This is a genomic window from Sphingobacterium humi, from assembly GCF_009768885.1.
Lineage (GTDB): Bacteria > Bacteroidota > Bacteroidia > Sphingobacteriales > Sphingobacteriaceae > Sphingobacterium > Sphingobacterium humi.
Genome location: NZ_WSQA01000001.1, coordinates 77849 through 103493, shown reverse-complemented (window position 1 = coordinate 103493; position 25645 = coordinate 77849). Strand labels below are relative to the sequence as shown.

Sequence of the window (25645 nt, the reverse complement as noted above, 5' to 3'; positions counted from 1 at the left end):
CAATTTGTAATAAATTGTTAAATACTTGTAAAAAAACATATTTTTGTAAAAGAAAACTCATTTTATAGTTAGTAGATGTCAGAAGGTAAAAGTATAAACTTGCTTAAAGCAGCAAAAGAACTCAACATTGGGATTGGTACAGCGGTTGACTTTTTAGTGAAAAAGGGATTTGATGTGGATTCGAAGCCAAACACGAAACTAAGTCCGGAGCAGTATGGGGTTCTTTTGAAGGAATTTCAAGGTGATAAAATTGTTAAAGATGAAGCTAAGCAAATCGTTATTGGCAAGATTCGCCGTGAAGAAAGCCCTGCTGGAGGACAAGCGCCTGCTGAACCTACTGAACAGCGGGACGAGCCTGCCGAAGTAAAAGAGATATTGATCAAGAATACTGCGGCAGCGGCGCAAGCCGATAAAGTGGAAGAGAAGAAAGCCGAAGAGCAGCACTCTGCGTTAAAGGTTGTTGGCAAAATCGATTTGGATAGCTTAAAACGCGGAGCCAAACCTGCTCCGAAAGAAGAGCCTAAGGTGGAACCTGAGGAAACACCGAAAGTAGCCGAGAAGAAGGAAGTCGTAGAGCCGGTGAAAAAAGTGGAAGAGCCTGTTGCCAAACCTGTGGAACAGCCGAAAATAGAAGAAAAGAAAGAGCCTATTAAGGAGGTAGCACCTAAAGAAGAAGCTCCTATAAAAGAAGTTAAACAACAACCAGTGGTAGAGAAAAAGCCAGAACCTGTAAAACAACAACCTGCTCAACAGCCAGCAAAAGAAGAGCCTCAGGATGAGGTTATTCGCGCACGTTCGGAAACCCTTAGTGGGCCGAAGGTAGTAGGGAAAATTACATTGCCAGTTTCTAAACCGCATAAGCCGGTGGCTTCCTCATCTGCGAATGCTGGAAACAACAACGACAATAAACGTAAGCGCAAGCGTACGAATAAAGGAAACGGCCCGGTAGGGCAACATGATGGGGATAGAAACCAACATCAGGGTCAAGGTCAGGGCCATGGACATGGTCAAGGCCAAGGCCAAGGTCAGGGTCAACATCAGAACAGACCGGATGGCAACCGCCCATCCAGACCAGGGGACAACCGTCAAGGTGGGAACCGCCCGGGACAACATGGGAATCATCCGCATGGAAATAGAGGAGGAAACAACCGTCACCACGACCGTAGAAAACCGGAAGTAGCGAAAGAGGAACCTTCAGAAAAAGAAATCCAAGATCAAATCAAAGCAACCTTAGCACGCTTAAGTGGTGCGGGTAAGTCGGGTAAGTTTGCACAACGTGCGAAGTTACGTCGTCAGAAACGCGATGATATAGCCCTTTCTGCAGAAGAGGCAGCATTGGAACAAGAAATGATGTCCAAAGTATTGCGTGTTACGGAATTCGTAACGGCAAACGAATTGGCCAACTTGATGGATGTTCCAGTGACTCAGGTTATTGCAACCTGTATGAGCTTGGGTATGTTCGTATCGATCAACCAACGTTTAGATGCAGAGACCTTAGCGATTGTTGCTGATGAATTCGGGTACCAAATCGAATTTATTAAGCCGGAAGATGAGGAAGTTGCTGAGTTGGAAGAAGCGGATAACGAAGCGAATTTAATTCCGCGTGCACCTATCGTTACGGTAATGGGACACGTTGACCACGGTAAGACTTCCTTACTGGATTATATCCGTAAAGCAAATGTAACCAAGGGTGAAGCGGGTGGTATTACCCAGCACATTGGTGCCTATGCGGTGAAGTTGGATGATGGTCGTAAGATTACCTTCTTAGATACACCGGGTCACGAAGCCTTTACGGCGATGCGTGCGCGTGGTGCGAAGGTAACGGACATTGTTATTATTGTAATTGCTGCGGACGACGCGGTGATGCCTCAAACGAAGGAGGCGATTAACCACGCGATTGCTGCAGGATCACCAATTATCTTTGCCTTTACCAAGGTGGATAAACCAGGTGCCAATGCCGACCGTATTCGTGAGCAATTATCAGCGATGAATATCTTGGTAGAAGACTGGGGTGGTAAATACCAGGCCCAGGAAATCTCTGCCAAAACAGGTGAGAATGTAGAACTTTTATTAGAGAAAGTATTACTGGAAGCCGAGTTGTTAGAATTAAAAGCTGACCCTAAAAAACGTGCCGTAGGTTCGGTTATTGAGTCAGCCTTAGATAAAGGTCGTGGTATTGTGACCACGGTACTTGTTCAAGGGGGTACCTTGAAGATTGGAGATCCAATTCTTGCCGGTTCATTCTCTGGTAAAGTAAAAGCTTTAACCAATGAGCGTGGCGAGCGTGTGAAAGAAGCAGGACCATCGGTTCCGGTTCAGATCTTAGGGATGTCTGGCGCACCTACAGCAGGGGATAAACTCTATGTATTAGAGAATGAATCTGAAGCACGTCAGGTGGCGAACAAACGTCTTCAATTACAACGTGAGCAAGGTATGCGTGCTACCAAACACATTACCTTGGATGAGATCGGTCGTCGTTTGGCTATCGGAAACTTTAAAGAGCTTAACATCATTGTGAAAGGTGATGTGGATGGTTCTATCGAGGCCTTATCTGACTCCCTATTGAAACTATCTACGGATGAGATTCAGGTTAATATTATCCATAAATCTGTGGGTGCTATCTCCGAGTCCGACGTATTGTTAGCTTCTGCTTCCGACGCGATTATTATTGGTTTCCAAGTGCGTCCTACGCAAAATGCCCGTAAATTGGCCGAGAATGAGCAGATTGATATTCGCTTGTACTCGATTATTTACGATGCAATTGAGGAAATTAAATCGGCTATGGAAGGTATGTTGGCACCGAAATTAGAAGAGAAAATTGTTGCGGAAGTTGAAATCCGTGAGGTGTTCAAGATTTCTAAAGTGGGTACCATCGCCGGATGTATGGTGTTGGATGGTAAGATCAACCGTAACAATGATATCCGTATCATTCGCGAGGGCGTCGTAATTCATACCGGTAAGCTTGCTTCCTTGAAGCGTTTCAAAGACGATGTGAAAGAAGTGGCACAAGGCTACGAATGTGGTTTGAACATCGATCGTTTCAACGATATCCAAGTTGGCGATATTGTAGAAGCTTTCGAGCAAGTGGAAGTGAAGCGTAAGCTTTAATCCCAAAAATATAAAAGCAAGAGGCTATCTATTCCAGGTAGCCTCTTTTTTGTGGTCTTGTGTTTTTCTGTGCCTGAGCGGCTAGCAATTCCCCTTGCTTTCCTGCAAGAAGCTTCAAATATGAAGTTCTGCTGGCGAATCTCTTGTTTCAATTTCCTATCTTTGGGGCATGCACAAATTCAAGATTTCGGACATTATTCAGCATCCTAATCATAATATTTCCATTCAATTTGAAGACCTGTCAGGAAACTTTCCCAGCTATCAGGCTGGTCAGTTTTTGACCCTATCCTTTGTATTCGGTGAACGGGAGGTGCGTCGCTCGTATTCCTTCAGTAGCTCGCCCTCGGTGGATGAGCCTTATGAAATTACCGTGAAGCGGGTGGATAATGGGGAGATTTCCCGTTTATTGCATCATCAGACCCGTGTTGGGGATGTGATTGACGTGATGGATCCACAAGGGTTGTTTACTTATATCCCTCAAGCTGATCGGACGGGAACCTTATTCTTATTTGCTGCAGGTGTTGGTATCACGCCATTGTTTTCGATTTTAAAGACGGCATTAACAGAAGAGAAGCATACGAAAATCGTGTTGGTGTATAGCAATAGTTCGAAGGAACAAACCGTATTTTATGAGGAGCTGCTGCAATGGCAGGCGCAATATCCGGACCGTTTGCATATCGAGTGGATCTGGTCGAATACGAAGAATTTATTGAAAGCGCGTTTAAATCGGGATTATATCCTGGAATTGATTCATGCTTACAAAACTTCCCTCAGCGAGGATTTATGCTATACCTGTGGGCCATTATTCTATATGGACCTGGTTCGCTTTACCTTATTGGGCATGGGCATTCCGGATGCACATATAAAACGTGAAACTTTTCATTTTCCGGAGGAGGAAGAGGATGAGGACGAAAAGGAAGAGGAACCAGTGGATATGACCAGTTACGATGTTGTTCTTCGTTTTCAGGGTGCTGATTACCCCATGACTATTCCTTATGATAAGACCATTTTGGATGTAGGCTTGGAGCATAAAATCAAGCTTCCTTATTCCTGTAAGTCGGGTATGTGCAGTACCTGCATCTCGCAGGTGAGCCAAGGAGCGGTTCGGATGGACTACAACGAGGTGCTAACCGATCGGGAGGTAGAAAATGGACGTTGTTTGATCTGTACTTCGCATCCTTTAGAAAATGGTACAGTCATCGATATTTTATAATAAAGAAGCTATATAACAAAAAAAAGGTATCCTGGTGATACCTTTTTTAAGCAGCCTTGCTTTTCTTTTTCTGCGGCTTATCTTTCTGGATAAGCAACAAGTACTTTATTGATTTTCCAACCAGCATCGGTGTTGCACATGGTTACATAATCTACGCGTTGGAAGTTGGCAAAACGTTTGGTCACTTTTACGATGCTACAATCGCTATTTTTCTCTACAAATTCATAGGAAGTTTCGCAATTGGTTTGAATGCCTTTCAAGCTTTTTAAGTGTTTTACCACTTGTGCTTTGCTTACTTTATCTACTTCGCCGTTGTTTGGGGTACTTTGCGTGAAATCATCGGTAAAGAGGAATTTTAATAAGGTCGTTTCGCCATTTACCGTCGCATCGATATAATGATCGATAATGGTTTCTACTTTAGCGAATTTTAAAGGGTTTGCTAAGCTGTTAGCAGAGAGCGTGTAAGTAACGAATGTTAATACTGCTGTAACGATTACTGTGATTAAAGTTTTCATAATGTTATATTTTTTATTAGTTGATATGTTTTGTTAATTGTTTGATTCAAAGGTATATCCTTTAGCCACGCACAGCCATAGGGAATAGGCGTACTGCTTTTATTTTTCGGTTAAACGCCGAAATAATTCGGTGAATTTTCTAATAAAATGCGTGGCTTCGGTGAATGCGCGGTAAAGGGGGGGAGAAACAAAAATACCGCCTGTTTGGCGGTATCTTTATTATCCTATTTTAAGGGAGGTCATACATAAGGAGCCGGCGACGGCGGCATCGTTGAAGATTTGCAGGGGCTCATTTTTCTCCTGCAAGGCCAAGGCATAGATCATCGGTAGATAATGCTCTGGCGTTGGAATCGCTAATTGGAACGCGCTGCCTTGGTTTTGAAAGTCGATTAAAGGTTGATGATTTCCATCCTTAATATAAGCTTTCATCCGTTCATTGGCTTCTTGTGCCCAGTCAAAGGCATAGCCAACGCTATTGAGGTGCTGCCAGGATACCATGCGTAGGTTGTGTACATTATTGCCAGAACCGATGATGAGTACACCTTTCTTGCGTAATACAGCCAATTCCTTGGCCAGGGCATAATGCTGGGCTGGGCTCATGCTGTAATCAATACTCATTTGGATGATGGGCACATCGGCATTCGGGTAGAGGTGCTTAACAACCGACCAGGAACCATGGTCTAATCCCCACTTATCATCTAAATGGATTTCCTTGCTTTTAATGGTTTGCTGTACGGCTTCCGCTAATTCCGGAGAACCGGGTGCCGGATATTGCACATCGAATAAAGCTTGAGGGAATCCACCAAAGTCGTGGATGGTACTTGGGTTTTCCATGGCCGTAACGAATGTGCCGCGGGTCTCCCAATGTGCGGATATCACTAAGATGGCTTTTGGCTTTTCGATTTCCGAGCCTATATAGCGAAAGCCTTGGACAAATTCATTTTCTTCAATGGCATTCATCGGGCTACCATGGCCGAGAAAAAGTACAGGCATGGCTTGACTGCTTTCTAAGCCGTCAACAAATTTATTTAAGGATTTTAACTTCATTGCAGCACCTGCCAAAGGTAGGGCGGCGGCAGCAGCTAAAAATTGTTTTCTGTTCATATCTTCCATCTGATTTTTCCTTTCCTAAGATGTACTACAAATATCGGTAGGATAGGAAAGTAGGAGGTATGAATATTTGGACAAAAGATATAGCTTTTAGGAAATGAGCCTTCTCATCTCTTCGCGAAACTCCGTAGGGGGCATGCCTGATTTCTTTTTAAACACCGCTGTAAAATAGGCTTTATCACTATAGCCGAGGTCGTAGCCTATCTCTGAAATACTCTTATCCGTGGAAACCAAAAGGTTTTTGGCCTCGATAAGCTTGCGGGTTTCAATGATTTCCGAAACAGACTGCTGTAAAATGCTTTGGGTAATCGCGTTTAAGTTGCGGGCCGACATAAAGAGCTTCTCCGCATAATAATTAACGCCTTCCGGACGGTGGTAATTCTCTTCCAAGATAGCGAGGAAGTTCTTAAAGGTGCTGTCTTGATTTTTATAGAGCTGCTGTTGATCGGGAGCTTGTTTTTTACGTTCGGCTTCGATCATGGCGAATAAGCTATTCAATAGCTCCCGCACGATGGACAGCTCCGGATGCTCCTGTTGCATTTCATCATAGATCATCTGGCAGACCTGATTTAAACGGTTAAAGCATCGCCCGAGGGCATAACTTAAGTTGGCCGCCTGATGGTAATGGGCGTAAAGGTTAAAGGTGGTTTCGGGGATAAATTCACTCTTAAATCGTAATACCCAAAAGTCGCATTGTCCATCTTTAATTAAAGGAACGACGCGGTGGATCTTTCCTTTACTCACGAAACTTACAAAGGGTGCATTGTAAATCTTGCTCTTAAAATCTATAAAGTGTTCGATTTGACCTGCCAATCCGATGACCAGCTCCTCAAAGGCATGCTGATGCGGCTCATTTGGTTCGGATTGGATCCGCAGGGCCTCCTGCTCATCAACTTTGTAGATTTTAAATAGTGTGTCCATGTTTTTCCTTCCTACTAAATTAAATATTCTAGATATGCTATCAAAATTGTAATAGAACTGGACTGGGAACTGCTAATATCTTGATTTATCTAGGTTAAGTAGCTGTGTTTTTTAGGTGTTTAATCTTTTTTGCTTCTTTTATGTTGTTTGTTTTCGGTTTTTAATGGTAATTATCTAGTTGTTGCCTTATTTGTTGTTGTTTATTGTGTTGTTGTGGTTGTTATTTTGATTTATTGTGTGTTTTGTGAAGGTTGTGTTTTAAAATATAGCATAAAATCGGTATTTATGTTGGTTTATGTGTAATAAAATGTAAAATATATTTTGAAAATTACATCCAAATACTATTTTTGTTGTATAAAAATTAAAATATATGACATTATCAGGTAAAAAATCGTATGTTCCAATTGTTTTAATGGGGTTTCTTGTGTTGTTATCCTTGTTTTTATCAAAAGTACCGGAAAACAAACCGAATTACAGCTATAATTATGCAGATATTGCCTGGATGTTGACTTCTACGGCTCTAGTTTTACTAATGACACCTGGATTGGCTTATTTTTATGGGGGAATGGTGAAGAAAAAGAATGTTATATCCACCATGTTGCAGAGTTTTATCTGTATGGCCGTTATTGCGGTGCTTTGGGTAGTGTTTGGATTTAGTTTGGTATTCGGTGAATCTGTAGGAGGCGTGATTGGTAATCCGATGCGTTATTTTATGCTGAATGGCGTATTGGAAGCTAAGCCTTGGGACGCGGCACCAACTATTCCCTTTGTGCTATTTGCTATATACCAATTGAAGTTCGCGATTATTACGCCGGCCTTGATTACCGGTGCCTTTGCAGAACGTATTAAGTTTACCTCCTATGTTTTATTTATTTGCCTCTTCTTCATCTTTATATATGCGCCTTTGGCCCATGCGACTTGGCATCCGGATGGCATCTTGTTTAAAATGGGGGTCTTGGATTTTGCCGGAGGTACAGTTGTACACATGTCGGCTGGTCTGACGGCTTTAGCCTCGGCAATTTACCTGCGTCATGGTAAGAACTTTCATGAACATACGCCTGCCCGCATTACCTATGTGCTGCTCGGAACGGGCTTGCTATGGTTCGGTTGGGTTGGATTTAATGCTGGTTCTGCTTTTTCGGCTTCTGAATTAGCTGCGACCGCCTTAATAACAACATCAACGGCATCTGGCGCTGCAGCATTAACTTATATCTTTTTAGATGCCGCACGCGGAATTAAACCCTCTGCCATGGGGGTATGTATTGGTGCTGTAGTGGGGTTAGTGGCTATAACACCCGCTGCAGGTTTTGTTTCTTTTGGCCATTCCCTAGTGATCGGTGCTGTAACAGCCTTAGTGAGTCGTTTTGTTATCGATTGGCGGACGCGTTCTAAGCTAGATGATACCTTAGATGTTTTTCCTAGCCATGGGGTAGGTGGTATGGTTGGTATGCTACTTACAGGTGTATTTGCTAGTAAAGCGATCAATCCTGCCATTGAGGAAAATGGTTTGTTTTTCGGAGAGTATCATTTATTCTTTTCCCATGTTATCGGTTTGATAGGCGCTACGCTCTTTATTTTAGTTATGGCATTTTTATTACTAAAGATCACCGATATGATTAGCCCTTTACGCGTTTCTGAAGCTGAAGAAGAAGTAGGCTTGGATATCTCGCAGCATGGCGAAAAATTATAGTATTCTCATCCAATAAATCCTGAATTATGCCTGTTTTCTCTGCGGAGGAAACAGGATTTTTTGTTTTTTAGCAAACAAGGAGGCACCTAATGGGTTCTTTATCTAAGAAATAAGAAGGAAATACTATGAATACGATTAAAATATATACACTAGGATTGTTGTTTTCAGGGATGTTTTTATTATCCTGTAATTCATCCAATTCCGAAGGAGACGCTAATGAAGCTACACCACCACCTGTAGAGGAAGGGGATGTATCCCGTTATAATATTAATCAGCCTGATGAAAGCGTATTAAAGCTTGATTCAACAACAGTCGATTCCACAAAGATCGATACCCTTAAGAAATAATTACATGCTTAATAATTGTTAGTCATCAAAGGTCCGTCCAATACACGGGCCTTTTTGCTTAATTAAGCTGTAAAATATGCTTCGGTTATAGTTTTTATCGGTTTTTAAGAGTCGCGTTATTTTAAGTTTCCGTTTTTTAGGTTACATTTAGTGTTGGATGGAAATTAACCCGAGAAAGTAATTTATGCTTATTATAGGTTGTATATTGGCGGTTGTTGTAGGACTTACCTTAGGTATGATTGGGAGTGGTGGCACCATTCTAACCGTACCTATTTTGGTTTACATTATGGCAGTAGAGCCTGTGTTAGCAACCACCTACTCCTTATTTGCCATTGGTATTACCTCTATGGTTGGCGGCATTCGAGGGATTATTAAGCAGGAGGCTGACCTGAATAAGGTGCTAAGCTTTGGCCTGCCGTCCTTAATTGTCGTTTTTCTTACCCGCTCCTTTATTCTGCCCTTGGTGCCTGATGTGATTCATATCGCCGGCTATGCTATTCCGCAAAATACAGCCTTAATGCTGTTGTTTTCCTGTGTGATGATCGCTTCTTCTTTAAGTATGATCTTTGCATCGCGGCAAGATGTAGTCATTCGCGATGTTAATTTACATGCGCCCGTGGTGCTCGTTATTGCGCAAGGGGCTTTGGTTGGATTAGTAACGGGCTTAGTTGGTGCTGGTGGTGGTTTTCTAATTATTCCTGCCTTGGTGAATTTCTACCATTTACCAATGCGCCGAGCTGTCGCTACTTCCTTAATTATTATCACCATTAACTCTGCTTTTGGGCTGATTGGGGATACGGAGAAGTTCGTGGAGTTTGACTGGAATCTCTTGCTGAGTTATACGGCATCCACCCTTGTAGGTATCTTTATTGGGTTTTATTTTGCGGAGAAAGTTACAAATCAATTCTTAAAGTCTGCATTTGGCTACCTCATCTTGGTCTTAGGGATTTATATTATCCTGAAAGAAACAGTCTTATCCTACTAAGCTGTTACGTGCATTTCTTGTAATTTGCTGATTATTTGCTTAGCTTGAGCTCCCGAAAATAAATCCTAACCGAATGATTAATAAATCTACCGTACGCCTATTTTTAGCGACAATACCTTTGCTATGGGCGGTTCAATATGTGGAAGGGCAACAGAAGCCGGCCTTGCCTGCCGTATTTACCGAGTTGCCAGACCCTGCCAAAGTTGATTTACAAGCTTGGAAGCAAGTGAAGCCAGGATTACAGGCCTCCTTTGTGACCATCGATAAGCGATTTGCGAAATCGGAAGTTCCTCAAATAACCAGGGCTACAGGACAAGAGTTAATTGGCTGGAAAGGCGAGCGCCTCTCTGCTCAACTGTTGTTGTGGTCCAATAGCCAGCAAGATCAAGTCAAAGTGGAAATAGGGGATTTTAAATCCGCTCAGGGGAATTCCTTGCCAGCCTCTATTGCTTCGGCTCATTTTCTTCGCTATGTCATGACCGATGAATTTGCCGGCGGCTGTGGACACCGTAAGCCTGAAGATTTTGCAGCGTCCTTATCTCCTGATATGCTGGATGATCTTTCATCTTATACCATGGAAGCAAATACCGCACGTCCCGTATGGATTAAAGTAGCGATTCCTAAGACCGCAAAGGCTGGGAAGTATACCGCTCCAGTGAAAGTCGCTGGCAAAGGGCAACCTGCGCAAACCTTTCAATTACAGGTAGAGGTAATTGACCAAGTGTTACCAGATGCCAAGCAATGGACTTATCACTTGGATCAATGGCAGCATCCATCTGCTGTCGCTCGGGTAGAAGGTGTTGAAATGTGGAGTGATGCACATTTTAAAGCCATGAAACCTGTGATGAAGATGCTGGCGGAAGCCGGTCAGAAAGTAATTACAGCTACCGTGAATAAGGATCCCTGGAATATTCAAACCTATGATCCTTATGCCGATATGATCACCTGGACTCAGGAAGCCGATGGTTCATGGCGCTATGATTATACGGTATTTGATAAGTGGGTGCAATTCATGATGGACCTAGGAGTCGATAAAATGCTGAACTGCTATTCCATTATTCCATGGAATAACGAGATTCACTATACCGATGCTAATAATGGGCAATTGGTGAATGTGGAAGCAAAACCAGGCTCAGAACAATTTAAGACTTTTTGGACGCCGTTTTTGAAGGATTTTGTAAAACACTTGAAGGCCAAAGGATGGCTTGAAATTACCAATATAGCCATTGATGAGCGCGAGCGCGAGCAAATGGATGCAGCCTTGGCTTTATTGCAGCAAGTTGCTCCGGAGCTGGGCGTATCCTATGCCGATAATCAAAAAACCTATCAGCGTTATCCCAATAGTGATGATATCAGTATTTCTGCGCAGCATCCATTTTCGCATGAAGATCTAGTCGATCGGAAGGCGAGAGGCCTGAATACGACTTTTTATATCTGCTGTAGCGATGCTTTCCCTAATCAGTTTACTTTTTCAGACCCTGCCGAATCTACGTATTTGGCCTGGTATGCGTTAGCTTCTGATTTTGATGGCATGTTGCGATGGGCTTTTAACTCCTGGGTAGAGAATCCCCTAACAGATTCGCGTTTCAGAACCTGGCCAGCCGGAGATACCTACATTGTTTATCCTAAAGCAAAGAGCTCCATTCGTTATGAACGCATGCTAGAAGGGGTGCAAGACTATGAAAAGGTGCAGCTCGTGCGTAAAGCATTGCAAGCGAAGAGTGATACCGCTAGCTTAGCTAAGCTAGACGCAGCCATTGCTAAATTAAAAGTAGTGACGCGTACAAGCACTTGGAACAGCTATTTGAATGAAGCAAAAGCTTTATTAAATGAGTTGTCAAAAACAATCTAAACTCAAGATTCAATGTAAATACATGCAGGAGGGAGCAACCGATTAGGATGCTCCCTTTTTGTTTTCCCATAGTTGCGGCAAGCAAATCTTATTTTAATTCCAGTTCAAACAGACAGTACAGTATGGTTATCTCTTTCAATTTTATTACTTTAGCTTCTATCCATCTAAGTGCTTAATATTCAAATTAATATTGCTAAAACGTTTAATATTTATGTATTTTAGGAGGAGCACGTTGAAAAATAAAACCTTAGATAATTATTGATGAATACAAATTACATGCGTTTAGGTAAGTTTCTATTGATTGCTTTATTACCGAGTTTAGGGATTGCCCAGCAGAAGAAATTGACAGATTATGTGAACCCCTTGATTGGAACGGCGAAGATGGGGCATACCTTTCCTGGGGCTACTGTTCCCTTTGGTTCGGTGCAGCTAAGTCCGGATACCGATACTATTCCTTATGATTTTAATGGGAAGTATACCAAGACGGTTTATGAATATTGTGCTGGTTATCAATACAAGGATAAAACCATTGTAGGGTTTAGCCATACCCATTTTAGCGGAACAGGCCACTCAGACCTTGGGGATATCCTAGTGATGCCCACACAAGGAAAAGTGCAATTAAACCCCGGGACTGCCGATCGTCCGCAGGATGGATACCGATCGCCTTTTAGCCATGATCATGAGGAGGCAAGTCCAAATTATTATAAGGTAAAATTGGATAAGCATAATATCTTGGCCGAGTTGACTACCAGTACCCGTGTTGGGATGCACCGCTATACCTTTCCACAGTCGGCGGATTCGCATATTATCTTAGACCTTACAGCAGGTATCTATAACCACAACGATAAAAATGTATGGACAGTTGTACGCGTGTTGAATGACTCCACCTTAACTGGATTCCGCCAAACCAATGGTTGGGCGAGAACACGTACCGTATATTTTGCCATTAAGACATCAAAAGCCTTTAAAAACTATGGGGCAAAATATTACGATAAGGAAATTCCTTACAAGGGATTCTGGCGTAAGTTTAATCAAACTGACAACTTCCCTGATCTAGCGGCGCATAATATGAAAATGCACCTTGACTTTGATACCAAGGAAGGGGAGCAGGTGCTGATGAAAGTTGCGCTGAGCCCCGTAAGTATGCGCAACGCGTTGGAAAATATGGAAACTGAAACACCTGATTGGAATTTCGAGGGCGTGAAGAATGCGGGTGTGCAAGCTTGGGAAAAGGAGCTTGGAAAGATCAAAGCCGTTATGTTGAATGAGGCAGACATGGTCAATTTCTACACCTCTGTGTACCATGCGAGTTTAATGCCGACCGTTTATATGGATGTAAATGGGGAGTATAAAGGTTTGGACTATGAAATTCACCAAGCGAAAGGATTTACTAATTACACCTCCTTTTCGTTATGGGATACCTTCCGTGCTTTCCACCCGTGGATGAATTTAGTGAACCCATCCCGCAATGCCGATATCGTTTCGTCCATGATGGCGCATTACGATCAATCGGTTTTAGGCATGCTGCCCATCTGGTCGCATTATGCAAATGATAATTGGTGTATGAGTGGGTACCATTCGGTATCTGTAGTTGCCGATGCTATTTTAAAGGGAATCTATAAAGGGGATGCTGACGCTGCTTTAAAAGCGTGTATTTCAACAGCTAATGCCCGCCGATATGAAGGTATTGGCGAATATATAGACTTAGGTTATGTTCCAGATGAAGCCTCTACCTCTTCAGTTTCAAACACCTTGGAATATGCTTATGACGATTGGTGTATTGCCCAGGTGGCGAAGAAGCTAGGGAAAGCCGATGTGGAAGCCGAGTTTACCAAACGTTCGAACTATTGGCGAAACCTATATGACGAGAAAATAGGCTTTATGCGTCCGAAGGATAGAGCAGGAAAATTCCGTGCGACCTTCGATGTGTTGGATACCCATGGACAGGGCTTTATTGAAGGTAATTCTTGGAACTATTCGTTGTATGTGCCGCATGATCCAAAGGGATTAATGGAAGTTATGGGAGGTACAAAGCGTTTTGAGGGCTATTTAGACTCCTTGTTCAGCATGCACCTGCCTGATAAGTACTTTGAGCAAACTGAAGATATTACACGCGAAGGAATTATCGGGAATTATGTTCATGGGAATGAACCTTCGCATCACGTGGCTTACTTGTATAACATTACGGGAAGTCCATGGAAAACGCAGGAGCGTGTCAGACAGATTATCCGTCATCAATATAATAATGGTGCAGATGGATTAGGTGGAAATGATGACTGCGGACAAATGTCGGCCTGGTATTTATTTACAGCCTTAGGGTTTTACCCTGTTGCGCCGGGGGATGCCCATTATTGGTTAGGAAGTCCTTTGGTGAAATCAGCAACGGTGACTCTTGAGAATGGAAAATCAGTAAAAGTTATTGCAAAGAATCAGGGCGAAAAGAATGTGTATGTCAGCAAGGTGACCTGGAATGGGAAAGAAATAAAAGATTATAAATTGGCACATGCCGATTTGATGGCTGGAGGGGAGTTGGAGTTTGTGATGAGCAGGAAGCCGAAGAAATAATACGGGGAATCAACCTTAAAGGGCCGTCTATAGATAGGCGGCCCTTTTTATTATTCTATTTTAATGCCTGCAAGTTCAGCGTATCCATGAAGCCGGCAAGTTGCTCTAGCGTTAGTCCTTCTGCTTTTAAACGGATCTGATAGCGCTTCTTATGATACCATTCTATGCTTGCTTTTTGCCAATCATCTTCCTTCGTTTCACTTATTCTGGCGCGTTTCCCGTGGAAGTCTGTGATTTTTTCAAAACCATTCGGCGTTATCTTTTCACTTTCTGCCAAATAGCCTAATAGCGCTAACCCGGCAAAGGCGGATGCTTGCTCGCCTGCGCCATCCATGATGTGGATTTGCACTTCCTGTTCTTGATCTTCCGATGTATAGATCGCTTCTGCTGTAGCAATCCCCAATGCCATGCCTTCTGCCGCTTCTAAGGATGATCTGTTCAGTCCTAATATGTTAGTTGGAAAGCACGCTTTCAGTGTTTCCTTTTCTACAGGCCTGCTGCTTTTCAATAATTCTATCCGTGTTTCCAGTTCCTTCATGGATTTCTCCACGGCAGATAAACTCGATGTAGCACTCGTTTCGGTTATTTTTGAAACTATGGTAGAAGATTCCTGATTTTGATCTTCAGCACTTTGCGCATCGGAGCAGGCTATGCAGATTGAAGATAATAGGATGGCCAGGAGGCCTTGGTATGATGTTTTCATGGTAGAATTGATTAATTAATCAAAATTAACCGATTCCTCAGCGCTGCTATTACCCGAAAACGGGTATTTGCGAAATTACCCGTTTCCAGAAAATAAGCGTTTTAGCGCTGTAAGTAATGACTTAGGATGCTATGGATTTCATCTATATTAGGTTCTGTTTCCCCTAAGGGAATGTCCAAAACGCCCTTTTTACCTTTGAGAAAAGTATCGCGTACGAAGAAGTTCTGCATGCGATCGGCATATTTTTGAGGATTCTTTAGTTCAAGGGTTAGATTTTTAGGATCCACATAGAAATCTCCGATATCATGCCAATCGATACGGCCTGCGGCCTTCGCAATCATCGATGTCTTGCCTTCAATACCGTTGGCATCAATACGGATCGCTATTTCATCAGATTTCTTCGGTGCAATTTTCATTTTCAAGAAACCAACCAAGCCAATAACGGCAACAAAAATGGAACTGACCCTCCCCATTAATAGGCCTGTCGTTTTAATGAAATAGGCATAATAAATAAAGCCTAATCCGAGGATAAGGAGAATCAGGAAAATGTTCGCTAATTGCTGTTGCTTTTTATGGCTGTACGTTATCTTTAATTCGTTCATCATTAATTTGTTAGTTGATCTATTCAAAATTAACCTATTCTAGGTTCTGCAGCATGTAGACTCCTGTTTGAATTATATAATTATACTATAGCTATCATCCCTATAACAGGTTTTGTAAATAATCACTTAGCCTGTCTGCCGTCCACGGAGTGTTTAGTAGGAGCGTAGCATCCTGTAAAGGCGGTAAATCCTGCAGAATACAAATGATGCGCTGTTTGCTAATTAAACATAAAGGAGGAGGAGATGGTTTTGAAAAATGCGTTGCTAGCGCTTGGACTTGGAGTGCAGTAGGTTTCCATGCCAAGACGAGCTGATCCAACGTAATAGCTTCCATTTTTAACTTACCTAATTCATCTGCGGAAATAAAAGCTTGCTTTTTTATGTGCATGCGTTGTAGCATCCAGAAATCGTAGGCCTCTACCTCGTACCAGCCATCCGTTCGCTGAACAGTAAAGTAGGCAAAAGGATCTGCCGGATTGGGTACCCCCGTAATTTCTATGCCCGATAGTAATTGATGGGCGTCTAAATAAATAGCATCCATACGATCCTCAATTGCCCTGTCTAGAGCTTTAATGCTTTCCTTATAATCTTCCAAAACAGTATCCAAAGGCTGATTTAGCATCTCTTGAACTTCCGTTGTAGTGCAACGTTTTTCTGCCTCGCTGATTAGCCATTCCTCAACGGATTGCCGGAAGTATTTTTCTTGATAGTCCTTAAAAGTTTTCTCCTGTTCTGGAGCCAGCTGCGGATAAAGTATACTTGGTAAATAAGGTAGAATAGCCTTCTCAAAGGCTTCGGTGATTTCAAGTTTAGTTAACAAATCACGATAAAGAGAAGTCGATAAAGGGGAGCTTTCTGCTGTAGGATCAAGCATAGTTTAAATTAAGTTTAACAATACAATCGATAATAAGTCAAGAATAAACTAAAATTAACGCTTTCCAATAAAAATAAAGGATCAGTTAAGGTACTTGTGTAAGCTTTTTATATAATTTAAGTATTGAAGTGTTTCTTTATCAAGAATTTAAAATAGTCTTGATTTATAACTAACTATAACCCTATTTACTCAAAAAATAGCCTTATCAACGATTTAATTTTCAAAAATGTCTTAAATTTATGTTAAACAATTAAAAAACAACCTGATTTCTTGATGATTCCTTAATATTCAAGAAATACTATAGACCGAATTTTACAGCTTATTATTTGATACCACGTATTATTTAAACCATGTACTATGAAAAAGCGACTTTTGTTGTTTTGCACCGTAGGTCTTTCTATGAGTGCCTGGGCCAGCAATTACGCAAGCCTATCCCACAAGGAGTTTTTAGAAATTCGAGGACTAGTTCCCCAGTCTGAAATCCGAGGACAAATCGTCAACAGCCAATCCCAACCTATGGCTGGTGTAACCATTACCAATTTACGAACGAAGCTGTCTGCGCAATCGGATGAAAATGGTAACTTTTTAATTGCCGGGCGCGCAGGCGACAACTTGCTTGTGCAGTTTCTAGGGTATGCCGATCAAACCATTGTAGCTAGCTCGGGCACTATGCACATTAACCTAGAAACAACAGATGAGGCCATTGACGAAGTGGTTGTTGTAGGGTATGGTACGCAGAAGGCTTCTACCGTAACAGGATCTATTGTGGATGTAAAAGGTGATGTGCTATCGCGCGCTCCTGTGGTCAACCTCTCCAATACCTTAGCAGGCCGTTTGCCCGGCTTAGTAGCGGTATCCCGTTCCGGCGAACCCGGCAGTGATAATGCAACCTTGCGCATTCGTGGCGCGAATACCTTAGGAAACAACGACCCTTTAATTGTGGTTGATGGAATTGCCAACCGAAGCTTAGAACGCATTAATCCGCAGGATATTGAAAGTGTAACCGTCCTGAAAGATGCCTCTGCTGCCATCTACGGTTCTCAAGCTGCAAACGGAGTAATTTTGGTTACCACGAAGAAAGGTGTATCGGGAAAACCTCAAATTAAAGTCAGCCATAACCAAGCATTTACCAAGCCAACAGTTATTCCGGAGGTTTTAGATGCCGCGACCTATGTAGAGATGCTGAATGAGATCAGTAAGTATGCAGGTCAATCCCCGAAGTATTCCGCCGATGAGATCGAGCTCTTCCGCAATGGATCTGATCCTTGGGGGCATCCAAACACCGATTGGTATAAAGCAACCTTTAATGAAGTCGCTCCACAGCATCAAACCAATTTAACCATCAACGGTGGCTCGGAATATATCAATTACTTTATCTCGGGTGCCTACGATAAGCAAAACGCGATTTATAAAAATACAGCGACAAAATTTAGCCAATATAATTTCCGCTCCAATTTGGACGGTAAACTCAACGATTATATCAAGTATGGCGTGAATGTAGCGATGCGTGAAGTAAATCGGAATTACCCAACTCGCTCAGCTTCCGATATCTTCGTGATGTTGCGCCGGGGTAAGCCAAATATGCAAGCCTATTGGCCAACTGGTGAAAACGGCCCGGATATCGAGTACGGAAATAACCCGGTGGTGGTAACGACCAATCAAACAGGATATGATCGGAATAAGGCCATGACTTTAGAGTCTAGGGCAAATATCGATATCAGCATTCCATGGGTGGAAGGGATGTCCTTAAGTGGAAATGTGGCCTTCGACCGAACCGTCCAGAACAATAAACTTTGGAAAACACCTTGGTACCTCTATAACTGGGATGGAAAGACCGTAGATCAAGCAGGAAATCCAGTCCTTGTGCGTGGTCAAAAAGGGTTTACTGGTCCAGAACTTACTCAAGATTTTGCAAACAATGACCTGTTAACCCTAAACTCTTTGTTGCGTTACGAACGCAAATTTGGGGAAAACCATAATTTCAATGGTTTAGTAGGGGTGGAGCGCATTACAGGATCGGTGATGTCTTTCGAAGCGTTCCGTAAGTTTTTCGTGTCTACGGCTTTGGAGGAACTATTTGCCGGCGGGGATGCTGAGAAAAACAACAGCGGTAGATCATCCCAACAAGCGCGATTAAATTACTTTGGACGTTTAAATTATGATTATGCCAACAAATACTTATTTGAATTTTTATGGCGTTATGATGGCTCCTATAAATTCCCTAGTGCCAAGCGTTTCGGCTTCTTCCCGGGCGTATCTTTAGGTTGGCGCGTATCCAACGAGAAATTCTGGGAATCCATCAAACCTGTGGTTAGCGATTTAAAACTACGCGGATCCTGGGGACAAACAGGTAATGACCGTATTGATGATTATCAATTCTTATCCAGCTACGGATTCCTTACAGGTGCCAGCGACTTGTATGTGTTTAATGAATCTGTAGAACAGAAGGTGTTGAATGAATTGCGTATTCCGAATCCAAAGGTAACTTGGGAGGTCGCAAATCAATCCAACGTCGGTATAGATGCCAAGTTTTTAGAAAATAAACTATCCCTAACTGCCGAATACTTCTATAATATCCGTACGAATATCCTGTGGAACAGAAATGCATCAGTGCCTAATTCTACCGGATTAACCTTGCCTCGCGAGAATATCGGGGAAGTAACAAATAAAGGTCTAGAGTTTCAAATAGGCTACCAAGATGCGGTTAATGATTTTCAATACGGAGTTTCCGCGAATGTGGCTACCAATAATAATAGAATCCGTTTCTGGGATGAAACTCCGGGAGTACCGGAATATCAAATGTCAACTGGCCGACCAATGAATGCCGCCTTATACTATCGTTCCATTGGTGTTTTTAAAGATGCTGCCGACCTTGATGCCTATCCGCACTGGGCAGGAGCAAGACCAGGTGATATTAAGTTTGAAGATGTGAATAACGATGGGAAAATTGATGGACTTGACCGTGTAAGAATGGATAAGACCGATTTGCCAACCCTCACAGGTGGTTTAAATATTGATTTAGGCTATAAAGGCTTTTACACCAGTATCTTTTTCCAATGGGCCACGGGCGCCTTACGTAATAATTATTACGAAATGCAAGGCGAGGTGGGCAATTTCTTGGTGCAAGATGTGGAAGGCCGATGGACCGAAGATAATATGGATGCCCAAAAACCAAGAATCTGGAACCGCTATAGCGAATATTGGCGATCAAACCAAAATACCTATTGGCTACAAAATTCAGATTATGTTCGCTTGAAGAACCTGGAGTTTGGCTATTCCTTTCCGCAGGAGTGGTGTCAGAAACTACGCTTAAGTGGCATTCAGGTGTATTTCACCGGTCAAAACCTGCTCACCTTTACCAAGGTTAAAGATTTCGATCCGGAAACCACCTCGGCAACAGCCTATCCGCTTAACAAAGTGTACAACTTTGGTTTAACCCTTAATTTTTAGTCATGAAAAAGAGATTTATTATATACGCGCTATTATTATCGAGCATGCTAGGTGCTTGTAAACAAGATTTCTTAGATACGGATCCGGCCACCGAGTTTTCAGAGAATACCGTATGGACCGACCCAGCCTTAGTCGGCACCTTTATTAACCAGATATATTTCCGATTGGATGAACCCTTGACAGATGGCCGGATGAAGGCTAATATCGTCGATGAAGGCCATTATCGTGGAAATGCGGCAGCCTTAAACTTCAATAAAAGCTTAATGACGCCCGATCAGCTATATGGATGGACCGTTTCTCGCTATAGAAGCTGGGCCGATGTGTATAAAACCATTCGGTTCTGTAATATCTTCTTTTCAAAGATTGAAGAAGTTCCGTTCACAACCGAATTGGTCGATGGAAAATCCACCAAAGATAGAATGATGGGGGAAGTACATTTCCTACGAGCCTATATGTATCATAACTTGATCAGTGTTTATGGCGGTGTGCCGCTTATTACTGAAGTATATGGTTTAGAAGATGAGTTTGAAAAGGAGCGTAGTTCCTATGCGGACTGTGTTGATTTCATTGTGTCGGAATTGGATAAAGCAGCAGCCTTACTGCCTTTAAAACACTCTGGTGTCAACCAAGGCCGTGCGACAAAAGGTGCCGCATTAGCACTGAAAGCGCGCGTATTACTCTATGCGGCGAGTGATTTAACAAATACCACGGTTTTCCCGACGTATGAGAAGCAAGAGCTTATTCGCTATACCTCGGGCGATCGGAAAGCCAGATGGACGGCGGCAAAGGATGCGGCAAAAGCTGTGATCGACTTAGGTGAATATTCCTTATACAAAGCAACGCCTGCTGCTGGCGATAATATTCCACAGAACCTTTCCGAGATCTTTATCAATAAGAGCACTTCGGAAGATATTTTTATCAAATACTTTACTACGGCCATGGGCCAACGCTTTGGCTTGTATACTTCACCAAACGGATACCATGGTTGGGGAACAAATGCCCCAATTGGTGATATGATTGATGCGTATGAGATGAAGGATGGTACCGCTTTTAGTTGGTCAAATCCTGCCCAGGCAGCAGATCCGTATGTGAATCGTGATCCTCGTTTCTATGCGACTATTCTGTTTAATGGGGCAGATTGGAGAATCCGTCCGGATGATGCAAAAGGATTAGATCCCTTGAATAAAATCCAAACGGGACGTTGGGAGCGTTGGAATAATACTACCGGCAAAATGGAAGTGGTTTATGGCGTAGATACGCGTAAGAGCACGATTGAAGACTGGAATGGATCTTATACAGGTTATTATTTACGTAAATACATTGATCCGAACAATGATGCGCAATACGTTAGGCAATCGATCAGCTGGCGATTTATCCGCTATGCGGAGGTTTTGTTGAACTATGCGGAGGCTTGTATTGAGTTGGGCTTAGATCAGGAAGCGAAAACCTATATGAATATGATCCGTAAACGTGCAGGAATGCCGGATATCACCGAAACAGGACTGGCTTTGAAAAATAAATATAGAAATGAAAGAAGAGTGGAATTGGCCTTTGAGGAACACCGCTTTTTTGATGTTCGACGTTGGTTAATTGGCCCTCAGACGTATAATATCACCACAAAAGTAGCCGATATTGTCTATCCGATGAATGCCGATCACAGCACAGCAACTAAGCCCATCGTGAAACATGTTAATTTTGAGAAGTATGCATGGAATGATAAAGCCTATTTTCTTCCTATATTGCGGGATGAACTAAATAAAAATAGTTTATTGATTCAAAACCCAAATTATTAAGTATGACACCGAAAACCTTTATCCTGTATGTTTTCTTGTCGCTATTTGTCGGTACAGCGGCAGCGCAAGAGAAGATACAAATTACGCATCAACCCTACATTCAAGCGCTCACCGATAGCAGTTTGTCTATCGTATGGGTGACGAACAAAGCCGCCACCGGATGGGTGGAGTTGGCACCTGATGATAACAGCCATTTTTATCAGGAAGAACGCAAGAAACTGTTTGCAGCAAAATACGGCTTTAAATCTGTAGGAACAGTGCATCAGGTCGATATCAAAGGCTTAACCCCCGGTACCAAATACCGCTACCGCGTGTATAACCAGGAAGTGTTAAACCATCAAGGAACGCGCGTGCAATATGGTGATTTTGTTGCCACCTCGGTTTACAAAAATCAGCCACTAAGCTTTGCGACGCCTAAACCTTCAGACCAGGTGAACTTTGCCATTGTCAATGATATCCATGGTAAAAATGAGGTGCTGAGCAACCTCATCGGACAAGCGGATATGAAGAAAACAGACTTTGTGATCTTCAATGGCGATATGGTCGATGCCCTGCATAGCGAGCAACAAATGTTTGACGGCTTTATGGATACCGCTATAAAATTATTTGCTAGCGAAACGCCCATGTACTACTCACGTGGCAACCATGAAACCAGAGGGCCATTTGCTGTTGCCTATCCGAAGTACTTCCCGACAAATACTGGCGAACTGTATTATATGTTTACCCAAGGGGAGGCCTGTTTTATCGTGTTAGACTGTGGAGAGGATAAGCCGGATTCCGATATTGAATACAGTGGTATTGTCGATATGGATTATTACCGCGCGCAACAAGCACAATGGTTAGCCAAGGTGGTGGAATCGCCGGCCTATAAAAATGCACGCTATAAAATTGTAATCTGCCATATGCCGCCATTAGGTGGCTGGCATGGCATGCTGGACATCGAAAAGCAATTTGTGCCGATTTTGAATAAGGCAGGGGCGCAGATCATGATTAGTGGCCACTTGCATAGACACATTAAGCAAATGCCAAAACAGGGCTTAAACTTCCCGGTTTTGGTCAATTCCAATGTGAATATGGTGAAAGCAGAAATCACAGCGCAAAAAGCCGTATTCAAAGTTGTCGATCAGCAGGGTAAGCAAGTGGATGAAATTAGCTTAAGCCCCTTACGCTAAGGACAAATTAATATCTTTGCTGCATGAACAACAGGACAGTTATTGTGCAGGATAAAATGCAGCAAGGATATACTTATGTGTTAACTGCGGAGATGGGAGCGGGCTTTGACCCGGAATTCTCTCCGCAATTAACGCCTAAGGAAATGCTTGCCATGGGTGTTTTTGGAGGTCGCTACCTCAGCGACTGTCAAGAAGAATTTCCTAAAGACTGGTTCGAAGAAGCCAAACTCTATTCCGGGGCTGATCCGAAAGGGGATGCCAAGCTTAATTTTTTTGAAATACATGCCTCCCAACCCCTACGCGTATGGCGGGAAAAAGGATGGATCCATCCGCAAGATCCTCGCGGCTGGTTTCAATGGTACTGCCGCTATTTTATGGGAAGAAGAACAGAGGATGATAGGCGGCAAATAAAGCGTTGGAAAGCGATGGCCAGGCATGTGGCGCAGGTAAAAGGGAATTGCGATTTTGCCGATTTAAACTGTAGACGGAAGCAAAGACAGGCTTTATTGCATTGGGCATACGACAGCGTGAACCTGTAAATAAAAATAAAATCCTTAACAATCAGCTAGTTTATGGGTTTGTGATAAAATATTTTTGCAGAATTAATCAGAAGCCCTATATTTGCATCATTCCAAACGGAAACGCCCAGGTGGCGGAATTGGTAGACGCGTTGGTCTCAAACACCAATGAAGCAATTCGTGCCGGTTCGATCCCGGCCCTGGGTACAAAGAAAAAAGCGGAAGTCATAGACTTCCGCTTTTTTTGCTTAAAAACGGTAATCCCCTATCACTGGAATTAGCCAAAATATAGGATCAGTTTCAAAACCTGTGGACTAAGCAAATAATTTGGTCAATCTAAATAAGAAAAAGTTGACATCTCCTACACCTCTGAACTGACTTCTGAACGCCTTTATCTTAGCATTAAACGATTCTGCTGAGGCATTAGTACTTCTGTTATCAAAGTAGTTCAGGATGTTTCTATAATGGTTCTTTATCGTCCTGGATACCGTATTGAATGATTTGAATCCCGAGGCCTCAACATGCTGATGCCATAGCCCCAATTTGGCATAGGCTACTCCCTTGTCCTTGATACTGTTATAGATCCACGATAATCTCTGGCTTAATTCATAGGCCTTTTCTAGATCCGGGTAGAGCTCAAAGAGTATCCCGGCTCTTTCCTTCTGGTCAGGAGTCCATTTGTGCTGGGACTTATAGAGCAGGTACCTAGATCTTGCCAGCAGCTGCTTAAGGGTATCGCCATTGGATAATATCTTTGCGGAATAGGGCTTCTGGAGCTTACGACCCTTCTCAATGGCCTGGTTTTCATCATCTATAGCCTTCCATCGATGCTTTATTCTGATTTCCTGAAGTGCCTCCGTAGCCAATTGCTGAACATGGAATCGATCTGTTACCTGAACCGCCAGTGGAAAGCATTTCTTGGCGATAAGCCCCATATTTCCTGCAAGATCCAGCGTTATCTCCAATACCTTTTTACGTAATCTTTCCGGGATGCTTTGAAGGATGGGAATGATGTTCTCCGATTTGGTGCCGTTCAGTATAGCGATAATGGTCCCCCTTTTGCCGCGAGCACCCTTGTTGGTGACCACAGTATAGAGTTCTCCCTGCGACAGACAGGTCTCATCGATAGAAATATGGGTGCCAATATTCTCTGGAAAAACAAGGCCTTCACGAGCGTTCTCCCGGTGTTCCCAATCCTGAAAGCCACTCAGCTTATTTCGGTAGTAACGCCTTAGTTTACTGGCTGATATACCATAGAAGGAACTGATCGTTTGGATGCTATGAGCCTGATTGTCCGCTGATACCTTTTAAAAAAGCCGCGAAATCCTGTGTGATACGCGTCCCTTTGGCTACTAACTCCCAATTCCTACTAACTACTTTATTGCTGTCTTGATTGAGCCATCTGCGACGCTTGACATGTAAGTAAACTTGTTGTCCACGAATAGGGAAATCCTGAAGGGTAACAGGTTCAAAGAAGCCTTTGGATATCAGTTTATTCTTTTGAAATTCTTCAGGAATGACATTCATCTCTTCCAAGAAAATATCCAACCGACCCGCTTCTTGCGTATAATGGGTCATCTCAAAATAATCGGAAACACCCTGTGGAATAATTAGGGGCATTAGGGCTTTAAAGGAATCGTGCATCTGGTAAAATTTCAAAACACGAATATCCGATTATTTTTTGTCCTCTCCACAACTTTTGTACATGATCCAAAATATATTACCACTATTTCCAAAAACTAGAATTATTTAGATCTTGCAAATGAAGAGAACCAATGTTGTAATTTTTAAATTCAATAATCAGAGAGTCTTTACTTAATTTCAAAACATCAAAATCCACTATTTCACCATCTTCATAATTGATGTTCAATATTTTGTTATTATTTGAAAGTGAATAATCATGTTTTATTGTAGCATTCCTATCCCAGCTAGCTAGAGATCCACCGAACTTTCCATTTAATCTTATTCCTCTGATCCCTATTTTGTCTGTGTCAAAAACAAAAAATTGCTCTTTTACATCCTGTAATTCAGGATTGTTATTAATAGGGGATGATAATTTCCATTTCCCTAAAATTGGTGCTTCGGGATTATATTCGGTATCACTTTTCGAGCATGAAAATAGGGTCATTAAGATAAGTAGTGAGCCGATTAGATTTTTCATTGATTTTATAATTTGGTTTATATAAATGTAATGAATAAAATTAGATTTACCAACCGAATGAATAAG

Annotated in this window: 20 protein-coding genes and 1 tRNA gene; 12 read left to right on the top strand and 9 right to left on the bottom strand. The window is 42.5% G+C overall.

Annotated elements, in window-relative coordinates; genetic code table 11:
* The first annotated feature begins 75 nt into the window (after positions 1-75).
* Positions 76-3108: a translation initiation factor IF-2 gene (gene infB / locus GQF63_RS00435; protein ID WP_160367131.1), complete on the top strand. Its 3033-nt coding sequence runs from the start codon at positions 76-78 to the stop codon at positions 3106-3108.
* 169 nt (positions 3109-3277) lie between these two features.
* Positions 3278-4321: a ferredoxin--NADP reductase gene (locus tag GQF63_RS00430; RefSeq protein ID WP_160367130.1), complete on the top strand. Its 1044-nt coding sequence runs from the start codon at positions 3278-3280 to the stop codon at positions 4319-4321.
* Positions 4322-4398: 77 nt separating this feature from the next.
* On the opposite strand, the gene GQF63_RS00425 is transcribed toward GQF63_RS00430, so the two are convergent.
* The 3 genes from GQF63_RS00425 to GQF63_RS00415 all read right to left on the bottom strand — a co-directional run bounded on the left by GQF63_RS00425 (position 4399) and on the right by GQF63_RS00415 (position 6867).
* Complete coding sequence (locus GQF63_RS00425) at positions 4399-4836, bottom strand: nuclear transport factor 2 family protein (protein ID WP_160367129.1); 438 nt, start codon at positions 4834-4836, stop codon at positions 4399-4401.
* 219 nt (positions 4837-5055) lie between these two features.
* A complete protein-coding gene (gene ygiD, locus GQF63_RS00420) occupies positions 5056-5940 on the bottom strand; it encodes a 4,5-DOPA-extradiol-dioxygenase (RefSeq protein WP_160367128.1) in 885 nt (294 codons plus the stop codon).
* A 96-nt stretch (positions 5941-6036) separates the two neighbouring features.
* Positions 6037-6867: a helix-turn-helix domain-containing protein gene (locus GQF63_RS00415; RefSeq protein WP_160367127.1), complete on the bottom strand. Its 831-nt coding sequence runs from the start codon at positions 6865-6867 to the stop codon at positions 6037-6039.
* 370 nt (positions 6868-7237) lie between these two features.
* On the opposite strand from GQF63_RS00415, the gene GQF63_RS00410 reads away from it, so the two are divergent.
* The 5 genes from GQF63_RS00410 to GQF63_RS00390 all read left to right on the top strand — a co-directional run bounded on the left by GQF63_RS00410 (position 7238) and on the right by GQF63_RS00390 (position 14306).
* On the top strand, positions 7238-8557 hold the full coding sequence (locus GQF63_RS00410; RefSeq protein ID WP_160367126.1) for an ammonium transporter: 1320 nt from the start codon (positions 7238-7240) through the stop codon (positions 8555-8557).
* 125 nt (positions 8558-8682) lie between these two features.
* Complete coding sequence (locus GQF63_RS00405; RefSeq protein ID WP_160367125.1) at positions 8683-8904, top strand: hypothetical protein; 222 nt, start codon at positions 8683-8685, stop codon at positions 8902-8904.
* A 184-nt stretch (positions 8905-9088) separates the two neighbouring features.
* Entirely contained in the window at positions 9089-9889 is an 801-nt protein-coding gene (locus GQF63_RS00400; RefSeq protein WP_160367124.1) for a sulfite exporter TauE/SafE family protein, read from the top strand.
* Between the two features lie 73 nt (positions 9890-9962).
* A complete protein-coding gene (locus GQF63_RS00395; protein WP_160367123.1) occupies positions 9963-11741 on the top strand; it encodes a DUF4091 domain-containing protein in 1779 nt (592 codons plus the stop codon).
* Positions 11742-12002: 261 nt separating this feature from the next.
* A complete protein-coding gene (locus GQF63_RS00390; RefSeq protein WP_246163174.1) occupies positions 12003-14306 on the top strand; it encodes a GH92 family glycosyl hydrolase in 2304 nt (767 codons plus the stop codon).
* Between the two features lie 55 nt (positions 14307-14361).
* Here GQF63_RS00390 and GQF63_RS00385 read toward each other — a convergent pair whose 3' ends face one another.
* The 3 genes from GQF63_RS00385 to GQF63_RS00375 all read right to left on the bottom strand — a co-directional run bounded on the left by GQF63_RS00385 (position 14362) and on the right by GQF63_RS00375 (position 16485).
* A complete protein-coding gene (locus tag GQF63_RS00385; protein ID WP_160367122.1) occupies positions 14362-15009 on the bottom strand; it encodes a hypothetical protein in 648 nt (215 codons plus the stop codon).
* Positions 15010-15110: 101 nt separating this feature from the next.
* Complete coding sequence (locus GQF63_RS00380) at positions 15111-15614, bottom strand: STM3941 family protein (protein ID WP_160367121.1); 504 nt, start codon at positions 15612-15614, stop codon at positions 15111-15113.
* 97 nt (positions 15615-15711) lie between these two features.
* Positions 15712-16485 carry a hypothetical protein gene (locus GQF63_RS00375; protein WP_160367120.1) on the bottom strand — a complete coding sequence of 258 codons (774 nt, stop codon included), beginning with the start codon at positions 16483-16485 and terminating at the stop codon, positions 15712-15714.
* A 357-nt stretch (positions 16486-16842) separates the two neighbouring features.
* On the opposite strand from GQF63_RS00375, the gene GQF63_RS00370 reads away from it, so the two are divergent.
* The 5 genes from GQF63_RS00370 (at position 16843) to GQF63_RS00350 (ending at position 23625) form a co-directional block, all read left to right on the top strand.
* On the top strand, positions 16843-19935 hold the full coding sequence (locus GQF63_RS00370; protein WP_160367119.1) for a SusC/RagA family TonB-linked outer membrane protein: 3093 nt from the start codon (positions 16843-16845) through the stop codon (positions 19933-19935).
* Between the two features lie 2 nt (positions 19936-19937).
* A complete protein-coding gene (locus GQF63_RS00365) occupies positions 19938-21728 on the top strand; it encodes a RagB/SusD family nutrient uptake outer membrane protein (protein ID WP_160367118.1) in 1791 nt (596 codons plus the stop codon).
* 2 nt (positions 21729-21730) lie between these two features.
* Positions 21731-22900: a purple acid phosphatase family protein gene (locus tag GQF63_RS00360; RefSeq protein ID WP_160367117.1), complete on the top strand. Its 1170-nt coding sequence runs from the start codon at positions 21731-21733 to the stop codon at positions 22898-22900.
* 23 nt (positions 22901-22923) lie between these two features.
* The gene (locus GQF63_RS00355) at positions 22924-23439 is read left to right on the top strand and encodes a hypothetical protein (protein WP_160367116.1); all 516 of its coding nucleotides are present in this window, start codon (positions 22924-22926) and stop codon (positions 23437-23439) included.
* 104 nt (positions 23440-23543) lie between these two features.
* Positions 23544-23625: transfer RNA gene (locus GQF63_RS00350), tRNA-Leu, on the top strand.
* A 107-nt stretch (positions 23626-23732) separates the two neighbouring features.
* Here the strand turns inward: GQF63_RS00350 and GQF63_RS00345 are convergent.
* From GQF63_RS00345 to GQF63_RS00335, 3 genes are all read right to left on the bottom strand, one after another.
* Entirely contained in the window at positions 23733-24668 is a 936-nt protein-coding gene (locus GQF63_RS00345; protein ID WP_425500370.1) for an ISAon1 family transposase, read from the bottom strand.
* 28 nt (positions 24669-24696) lie between these two features.
* Positions 24697-25062: an ISAon1 family transposase N-terminal region protein gene (locus GQF63_RS00340; RefSeq protein WP_212592414.1), complete on the bottom strand. Its 366-nt coding sequence runs from the start codon at positions 25060-25062 to the stop codon at positions 24697-24699.
* An 82-nt stretch (positions 25063-25144) separates the two neighbouring features.
* Positions 25145-25579, bottom strand: a complete 435-nt coding sequence (locus tag GQF63_RS00335) for a lipocalin family protein (protein ID WP_160367115.1) — start codon at positions 25577-25579, stop codon at positions 25145-25147.
* Positions 25580-25645: the final 66 nt, after the last annotated feature.

Bases quoted from the DNA above. Each gene is read 5' to 3' on its own strand.
- GQF63_RS00360 (WP_160367117.1), top strand. From the start codon at position 21,731: ATGACACCGAAAACCTTTATCCTGTATGTTTTCTTGTCGCTATTTGTC.
- GQF63_RS00370 (WP_160367119.1), top strand. From the start codon at position 16,843: ATGAAAAAGCGACTTTTGTTGTTTTGCACCGTAGGTCTTTCTATGAGT.
- GQF63_RS00335 (WP_160367115.1), bottom strand. From the start codon at position 25,579: ATGAAAAATCTAATCGGCTCACTACTTATCTTAATGACCCTATTTTCA.
- GQF63_RS00385 (WP_160367122.1), bottom strand. From the start codon at position 15,009: ATGAAAACATCATACCAAGGCCTCCTGGCCATCCTATTATCTTCAATC.
- GQF63_RS00395 (WP_160367123.1), top strand. From the start codon at position 9,963: ATGATTAATAAATCTACCGTACGCCTATTTTTAGCGACAATACCTTTG.
- GQF63_RS00425 (WP_160367129.1), bottom strand. From the start codon at position 4,836: ATGAAAACTTTAATCACAGTAATCGTTACAGCAGTATTAACATTCGTT.
- GQF63_RS00375 (WP_160367120.1), bottom strand. From the start codon at position 16,485: ATGCTTGATCCTACAGCAGAAAGCTCCCCTTTATCGACTTCTCTTTAT.
- GQF63_RS00380 (WP_160367121.1), bottom strand. From the start codon at position 15,614: ATGATGAACGAATTAAAGATAACGTACAGCCATAAAAAGCAACAGCAA.
- GQF63_RS00400 (WP_160367124.1), top strand. From the start codon at position 9,089: ATGCTTATTATAGGTTGTATATTGGCGGTTGTTGTAGGACTTACCTTA.
- infB (WP_160367131.1), top strand. From the start codon at position 76: ATGTCAGAAGGTAAAAGTATAAACTTGCTTAAAGCAGCAAAAGAACTC.
- GQF63_RS00365 (WP_160367118.1), top strand. From the start codon at position 19,938: ATGAAAAAGAGATTTATTATATACGCGCTATTATTATCGAGCATGCTA.
- GQF63_RS00390 (WP_246163174.1), top strand. From the start codon at position 12,003: ATGAATACAAATTACATGCGTTTAGGTAAGTTTCTATTGATTGCTTTA.
- GQF63_RS00415 (WP_160367127.1), bottom strand. From the start codon at position 6,867: ATGGACACACTATTTAAAATCTACAAAGTTGATGAGCAGGAGGCCCTG.
- GQF63_RS00355 (WP_160367116.1), top strand. From the start codon at position 22,924: ATGAACAACAGGACAGTTATTGTGCAGGATAAAATGCAGCAAGGATAT.
- GQF63_RS00430 (WP_160367130.1), top strand. From the start codon at position 3,278: ATGCACAAATTCAAGATTTCGGACATTATTCAGCATCCTAATCATAAT.
- GQF63_RS00410 (WP_160367126.1), top strand. From the start codon at position 7,238: ATGACATTATCAGGTAAAAAATCGTATGTTCCAATTGTTTTAATGGGG.
- GQF63_RS00405 (WP_160367125.1), top strand. From the start codon at position 8,683: ATGAATACGATTAAAATATATACACTAGGATTGTTGTTTTCAGGGATG.
- ygiD (WP_160367128.1), bottom strand. From the start codon at position 5,940: ATGAACAGAAAACAATTTTTAGCTGCTGCCGCCGCCCTACCTTTGGCA.
- GQF63_RS00340 (WP_212592414.1), bottom strand. From the start codon at position 25,062: ATGCACGATTCCTTTAAAGCCCTAATGCCCCTAATTATTCCACAGGGT.